At 49.3% G+C, this 5,540-nt stretch carries 7 protein-coding genes; all 7 read left to right on the top strand.

Annotated elements, in window-relative coordinates; all coding sequences use genetic code 11:
• Nucleotides 1–47: 47 nt before the first annotated feature.
• The gene (locus RWJ43_RS05810) at nucleotides 48–299 is read left to right on the top strand and encodes a hypothetical protein (protein WP_314008880.1); all 252 of its coding nucleotides are present in this window, start codon (nucleotides 48–50) and stop codon (nucleotides 297–299) included.
• 33 nt (nucleotides 300–332) lie between these two features.
• Complete coding sequence (locus RWJ43_RS05805; RefSeq protein WP_314008882.1) at nucleotides 333–617, top strand: DUF177 domain-containing protein; 285 nt, start codon at nucleotides 333–335, stop codon at nucleotides 615–617.
• A gap of 147 nt (nucleotides 618–764) precedes the next feature.
• Nucleotides 765–944: a 50S ribosomal protein L32 gene (rpmF, locus tag RWJ43_RS05800; RefSeq protein ID WP_012808941.1), complete on the top strand. Its 180-nt coding sequence runs from the start codon at nucleotides 765–767 to the stop codon at nucleotides 942–944.
• Nucleotides 945–1,020: 76 nt separating this feature from the next.
• Nucleotides 1,021–2,004 carry a phosphate acyltransferase PlsX gene (gene plsX, locus RWJ43_RS05795; RefSeq protein ID WP_313993292.1) on the top strand — a complete coding sequence of 328 codons (984 nt, stop codon included), beginning with the start codon at nucleotides 1,021–1,023 and terminating at the stop codon, nucleotides 2,002–2,004.
• A 168-nt stretch (nucleotides 2,005–2,172) separates the two neighbouring features.
• On the top strand, nucleotides 2,173–2,409 hold the full coding sequence (locus RWJ43_RS05790; protein WP_314008878.1) for a phosphopantetheine-binding protein: 237 nt from the start codon (nucleotides 2,173–2,175) through the stop codon (nucleotides 2,407–2,409).
• Nucleotides 2,410–2,422: 13 nt separating this feature from the next.
• Nucleotides 2,423–3,154 carry a ribonuclease III gene (gene rnc, locus RWJ43_RS05785; RefSeq protein ID WP_035427733.1) on the top strand — a complete coding sequence of 244 codons (732 nt, stop codon included), beginning with the start codon at nucleotides 2,423–2,425 and terminating at the stop codon, nucleotides 3,152–3,154.
• A gap of 17 nt (nucleotides 3,155–3,171) precedes the next feature.
• Nucleotides 3,172–5,540 (top strand): AAA family ATPase (locus tag RWJ43_RS05780; protein ID WP_314008876.1); only part of this gene is annotated, 2,369 nt, incomplete at its 3' end.

Genomic DNA, 5,540 nt, shown 5'->3' with positions numbered 1-5,540 from the left:
AACTCTGGTCCTCGTAACACCAGCAATAACGTTGCCTGGTAATTCCAATGCAACCAGTTCTTTATGCACTAGATGATCGTCTTGCAAATGCAGGCGATACCGTTTCTTATGCGGGTCATCTCAATGAAGATTCGTATGAGCTAGGGGAGCATGAATTTTCTCTTCCTATGGGAATTGATTTTGATCTAGTGCTTACCAACGCGGGTGAGGGCATTTTGGTTACCGGAATGCTTCGTGCTGACGCAGTTGGTACGTGTGACCGTTGTCTTGAGGACGCACATCTCTCTTTAAACGCATAGGTAGATTAGTATTATCTCTTTGAAGAGCCTGTAATTTCTGCAGATGATGAAGATGAGGCAGATTACGTTTTAGTAAATGCCGATAAAACCATCGATCTTGCAGAGGCTCTTTTGCCTTCGCTTGTTATGGAGACGCCTTATGTTGTACTGTGCAAGTCCGACTGCAAGGGACTTTGCCCAGTATGCGGTTGCAATCTGAATGAAGAGGATTGCGGTCATGCAGCTCAGATTGAGCAGAAGCGAGAAGAAGAAAAGCTTGCTTCAAACCCGTTTGCGGCTCTCAAAAATCTTGTGATTGAGCCGGATTCGGAAGAGTAAAATAAAATTTCTTCTCCTAAATGGTGAAGAAATGCTGTATCTACGTACAAAATGTGTCAGTACGTGGTATAGTATCCAACGCATTATGTGAATGGGTCGCGCCCTCATATGTTTTAGGGGCGCTAGCAAGAGCAAAAGAGGTTTAAGATGGCAGTACCTAAACAAAAGAAGGGCCGCGGCGCAACCCACACCCGTCGTTCGGCAAATAGCAAGCTTAACGCAGCAGCTCGCTCTGTATGCCCACAGTGCGGCGCTCCAAAGCTTCCTCACCACGTATGCCCTAACTGTGGCTTCTACAAGGACCGTGAGGTTGTTGTTACTGAGTAACACTCATACATCGTATGGCCAAGAAGGCTGGTTCTTTAGGGGCCAGCCTTCTTTTTTATAGCACGAAGGAGCTATCATGCCCGTTATTTGTGTAGACGTTATGGGATCTGACCAAAGCCCTGAGGTTGTTCTTGAGGGAGTTCGTATGGCTCTTGAGAAGGACAAAGAGCTAGAGGTTCTTCTCGCTGGAGCTGATGAGTTTGTTACTCCTTTTGCAAGCAAGCATGAGCGCGCAAAGGCTTTGGTAACTACTGAAGTTATTGCAATGAGCGAGCATCCTGCTAATGCGGTTAGACAGAAAAAGGACGCCAGTATTGTAAGGGCTGCTCAGGCAGTTAAGGCAGGAGAGGCTGACGGTCTTTTCTCGGCAGGCTCTACTGGAGCAGTGCTTACTGCAGCTACCTTTGGTATTGGTCGCATCAAGGGTGTAAAACGCCCTGCACTTACCCTGATTCTTCCTGGACTTGGTGGTCATAAAACGGTCTTTTTGGATACTGGTGCTAACGCTGATGTGCGTCCAGAAGTTTTGGTGCAATTTGCGCAAATGGGCAAGGCTTTTGCCAATGCATCGCTTGGAATTGAAAACCCAACCATAGGACTTCTCTGCAATGGTTCTGAAGAGACCAAGGGTTCTGAGCTTGCTCTTTCATATCACGCAGCCCTTGCAGAAGCGGCTATTAATTTTGGTGGAAATGCTGAGGGAACTGATATTTTAGGAAGCCGCTTTGATGTTATTGTTACAGACGGCTTTACCGGAAATGTGGCCTTAAAATCTATTGAGAGCACGGGCAAATTTATTATGTCTAGCCTCAAAGACGCAATTAATTCCTCCAAGAAGGCTGCGTTTGGTGCACTTCTTTTGAAGGATGCTCTGAAAGCTACAGCAGCGGAACTTTCAGGAGATTCTGTTGGCGGCGCCTTCTTGCTAGGTGTTTCTGCACCTGTACTTAAAGGACATGGTGCTACTAGCTCTTCTGCTGTGTGCGCAGGAACACTTTCTGCAGCAAATGCAGTACGTGCCAACCTCATCGAGAAAATTTCCTCGTCAATTCAGCTGTAGTAAAAGCGTCTGTACATAAAAATTTTTATAACTACGGTGGAGCCCATGGACAATTCTGTGGGCTTTACTTTTTTTAAGATTGTTTGTTTCAGCTTTAGTAATGTCATCATACAGACGCCCATCACGGGGTAAAATTACTAGCGTCATTGTTGTGTGCAAGGAGGATGTATGGATCGCACAGAAACACTTGAAAAGGTAATTGACGTTGTTAGAGAGACACTGGACCTTGACGATTCCGTTGAGCTCACAGAGGGTACCTCATTTAAAGATCTTGGTGCAGACTCATTTGATCTTTTGCAGCTTGTCACAGAACTTGAGCAAGAGTTTGATATGACCTTTGATGCAGAAAACATCGATGAGATTGCTACCGTTGGTGACGCAGTAGATGCTATTCTTGCTGCTTAAGTAGGTTTTATACGTGAAATTGCACGAACGAGTAGCTGCTGCAGAAGCTATTTGCGGTCACACATTTACCAATAAAGAACTTATCGAGGCTGCCCTCACACACCCTTCGGCGGTGGAGGGCAAGCCTGTTTCTGCTTCGTATGAGCGCCTGGAGTTTCTGGGTGACTCAATTCTTGGTGCCATTATTGCAACGGAGCTGTTTGAGCGTTATCCAGATATGGATGAAGGCCAGCTTACTAGGTTGAAAATCTCTCTAGTATCCGGCCACACGCTTTCCATTGTCTCTGATGCTCTAGGAATTTCTCCCTTAATTGTTATGGGAATTTCCGAGAAGGGCACGGGAAAGCGTGGCATGAAGTCTGCTCTGGAGAACGTCTACGAGTCCATTGTTGGCGCGCTCTACCTTGATGCGGGTTTTGATCCAACGCACGATTTTGTTATTCGTACGCTTGGACCTCACATTTCTCCAGCGCTGGCAGTTCGTTCGGTAAGCCCTAAATCTCGTCTGCAAGAAGCGGTACAGGCTAAAGGCAAGGCTACTCCTGAATATAAGCTTATTGGCGAGAGTGGACCTGCTCACACACCAACGTTTACCGCTGTGGTATTTGTCGACGGCCTTAAGGTGGGTCGTGGACAGGGACCATCAAAGAAAGCCGCAGAGTCAGAAGCCGCTCAAGACGCACTGGTACGTCTTGGTGTGGATGACGCTCCGCTTGATGCTGATGCAGAAATGCACCTAAGGTAGAAAGGTACCCTGTACCCGTGTATCTCAAATCGCTGACACTTAAGGGTTTTAAGTCATTCGCTGATAAAACTCAGATGGTTTTTGACCCCGGTCTTACCGTTGTCGTTGGTCCTAACGGCTCGGGTAAGTCCAATGTCTCTGACGCAATTCTCTGGGTATTGGGCGAGCAGAGCGCAAAGATGCTTCGTGGTCAAGCCATGGAAGACGTTATCTTCTCTGGCTCATCAGCAAGGGGAGCGGTGGGCGTTGCTGAGGTAACGCTGGTTCTGGATAACTCCGACCACACTATTCCTATTGATTTCTCTGAAATTGGTATCACCAGACGCATGTATCGCTCTGGAGAGTCTGAGTACCTGATTAACGGTGCTCCTTCAAGGCTCATGGATATCCAGGACATTTTGCATGACTCTGGTCTGGGCAAAGATACCCACTCCATTATTTCTCAGGGCAAGCTCGATTCCATCTTGTCTAGCCGTCCTGAGCAGCGTCGTGAGCTCATTGAAGAGGCAGCAGATATCTCTAAGCATCGCCGCCGCAAAGAGCGTGCGGAGCGCAAGATTTCTTCCATGGATGAGAATCTCACGCGAGCTAAAGTAGTTTCTCGCGAGATTACCCGCCAGCTTAAACCGCTTGAGAGGCAGGTAGACAAGGCTTCTCGCGCTAAAGATCTGTCTGCTCAGCTCAAAGATTTGACGGTTCAGCTTGCGGTTGATGACCTTCGTCAGCTGCAGTTTACGCATGGAAAGTTGGAGGCTCGCGCTAAAGAGGCAGAGGCTGCTATTGAGCTTGCTCAGTATCGCGCGGGCGAGAAAAACCGTGAGCTTGAAAAGCTCCAGTCACTTCTTGAGCAAAAGGGTCTCTTTGTTGGAGACTTGGGTGAGCAGCGCCGTCGCATGCAAGAGATTCTTGGTCGTATGGGATCTGACATGCGTCTTTTGGAGGAGAAGGGCAAGAACATGGTTTCTCGCCTTTCTGACACGCGTATGCAGCTTTCTGTGATGGATAAACAGAAGGCAGACGCCGCAAAAGAGAACGAAGAGCTTTCTGGTCAGCTGGCAACAATTCGTGCAAAGGTTGCGGATCTGACGGAGAGCGTGAACGCGCTCCAAGAGTCGGCTAACCAGGCAATTGCCGAGCGTCGTGCTCTTGATGTAAAGATTTCTGACTGCACTGCGTCTGAGCGAAGTGCGCGTAATACCGCTGATAAAGAAACGCTTGCGTATGTAAAGCTTGAAGAGCAGATTGCTCATGCGCAGGTAGAAGACCAGATGTTTGAGTCTAGGTTGACTCAGATTACGGAAGCGCTTGAGATTGCTCGTGCTGCCCTGGAAGATAGTGGCGCTAAAGAAGCAGAGCTCACGGCGGCTCTTGAGAAAGCTCGTCAGGAGTCCGAGGCGTTTGTCGCTGAGATTTCTGAGCGTGCTTCTGCACTTGAGGCGGCTCGCGAGGCAGAGCGTACTGCTCGCCAGGAACTCTCAAGCAGTGAAGCTACGCTTGAGGCACTTCGCGCGCTTGATGTGGAAGTCCAAAAGGGAAGTCCTCTGGCAGAAAAGCTTGTTGCGGATGCAGCAACCGCTTCTCTTGTTTCTGGCAGACTTGCTGATTATCTTGAGGTTCAGCCAGAGTTTGAGGCTCTTGTTGAGCAGCTTTTGGGAGAAGATCTTTCCGCGCTTGTTGTAGACAAGCAGCAAAACATTCAGACGCTCTTTGAGCGTGTTCAGACGCTTTCTGAGGACGGCAAGGCTACGTTGGTTGCTCTTTCTGATGCAACTCCAGCTCTTGCTGCACCTGCACATACAACGTCTTTGCTTGAGCACGTATCTGCGCAGAAGGGTTCCGAAGCTCTTGTGCAGGCGCTTTTTGGTCACGTTTTTGTCGCTCAGAGTCTTGACGATGCCTACACTGCTCGCAAAGTTGAGTCTCGCGGGCTTTATGCGCTTCCTGACGGCACGTTGCTCTATCCAGACGGCCGTCTGGTCCTGGGACACATGTCTCAGGCTGAGGACGGCTCTCTTGAGCGTAAACGTCGCATCCGTGAGCTTGAGGGTGCGCTCCCTACTCTCAAACGCCGTCTGGAGGCTGCTCGCTCTGCAGTTACCAACTGCGAGAATGAGCTGGCTTTAGTTCGCGAGAAAAGCGCGCAGTCCAAGGGTGAGGTTGCTCGCCTCAACGGTGAGCTCACATCTATCGCTGCGGAGCGAGGTCGTCTTGAGGGACAAGTTGCGTCTTCTCAGGCTGAGTTGAAGCAGGTGAGCACTTCTCGAGAGCAGGCCAAAGAGCGCGCTCAAGAGGCTCGTGCGCACATTGATGAGCACAAGCGTGCGGCTGAAGAGGCTAAGACTCGTATGGAGTCGCTAGCTTCGGAGCTCAAAGAGCTGCAGGATCA

The organism is Lancefieldella parvula (assembly GCF_963530955.1).
In the GTDB taxonomy this organism is placed as follows: domain Bacteria; phylum Actinomycetota; class Coriobacteriia; order Coriobacteriales; family Atopobiaceae; genus Lancefieldella; species Lancefieldella parvula_A.
Note: the sequence above shows the minus strand (reverse complement) of the source record. Positions and strands in the feature narration are given on the sequence as shown.

Coding starts and splice junctions, on each gene's coding strand:
- RWJ43_RS05810 (WP_314008880.1), top strand. CDS start 48: ATGCAACCAGTTCTTTATGCACTAGATGATCGTCTTGCAAATGCAGGC.
- rpmF (WP_012808941.1), top strand. CDS start 765: ATGGCAGTACCTAAACAAAAGAAGGGCCGCGGCGCAACCCACACCCGT.
- plsX (WP_313993292.1), top strand. CDS start 1,021: ATGCCCGTTATTTGTGTAGACGTTATGGGATCTGACCAAAGCCCTGAG.
- RWJ43_RS05790 (WP_314008878.1), top strand. CDS start 2,173: ATGGATCGCACAGAAACACTTGAAAAGGTAATTGACGTTGTTAGAGAG.